The organism is Mycobacterium sp. E2989 (assembly GCF_001667595.1).
Classification (GTDB): domain Bacteria; phylum Actinomycetota; class Actinomycetes; order Mycobacteriales; family Mycobacteriaceae; genus Mycobacterium.
Genome location: NZ_LZJX01000113.1, coordinates 1 through 1130 on the forward strand (window position 1 = coordinate 1; position 1130 = coordinate 1130).

Genomic DNA, 1130 nt, shown 5'->3' on the forward strand with positions numbered 1-1130 from the left:
TCGAGGCCCGCGTCTACGCCGAGAACTTGGGCGTAGATGCCGGCGAGGATCTCCTCGACGGCATTGGTGGGGGCGCGGTAGCCGGAGGCGGTGTACTCGGGGGCGGGCAGGGCGCGGGTGTCGAGTTTGCCGTTGATCGTCAGCGGCAAGGCGTCGAGGGGCACCAGGGCGGTGGGGACCATGTAGCCCGGCAGCCGGTCGGCCAGTTCGGTGCGCAGCGCACGCGGCTCGGCGGGGCCGGTGTAGTAGCCGACCAGGCGCTTGTCGCCGGGGCGGTCCTCGCGCACCACCACCACCGCCTCATCCACACCGGTCAAATCCGTTAACGCGCTTTGGATTTCACCCAACTCGATGCGATACCCGCGGACCTTGACCTGGGCGTCGGCCCGCCCGACATACCGCAGCTGTCCGTCGGCGCCCCAGCGCACCAAATCCCCGCTGCGATACATCCGCTCGCCCGGCTCGCCGAACGGGCAGGCGACGAACCGCGTCGCGGTGAGCCCGCCCCGGCGCAAGTAGCCCAACCCGACCCCGCGGCCGGCCACATACAACTCCCCGACCACGCCGACCGGCACCGGACGCAACCAGCCATCCAGCACGAACAACGCCGCCCCGGGCACGGCCGACCCGATCGGCGGCGCCCCCGACTTCGCCGCCAGCGGGGTGCTGGCGGTGGTGAAGATGGTGGCCTCGGTCGGGCCGTAGACGTTGACCATCGTGCGCCCCGGCGCCCAGCGGTCCACCAACTCCGCCCCCACCGGCTCGGCGCCCACCACCAACGCCGTGCCCTCGAGCCCCTGCGGCGAGAGCATCCGCACCGCGGCCGTGGTTTGACTGAGCACGCTGACCTTTTCGGCCACCAACAGCGCGTGCAAGTCCTTGGGCGAGCGGGCGACCGCATCGGGCACCACCACCAACCGTCCCCCGTGCAGCAACGCCCCCCAGATCTCCCACACCGAGAAATCGAACGCATACGAATGGAACTGCGCCCACACCTGCCCCGGGCTCAACGGCACGCCGACGGCCTGCGCGTCGAACAACCGCGTCACATTGGCGTGTGTGACCGCCACCCCCTTCGGCGTGCCGGTGGTGCCCGAGGTGTAGATGATGTGCGCCATGTCCTCGGGGGA

1 protein-coding gene is annotated in these 1130 nt (G+C 70.8%); it reads right to left on the reverse strand.

Annotated features, from left to right (window positions below; translation table 11 throughout):
- Positions 1-1130, reverse strand: a 1130-nt coding sequence (locus A5680_RS20715; protein ID WP_156675187.1) for an amino acid adenylation domain-containing protein, incomplete at both ends; no start/stop codon positions are given.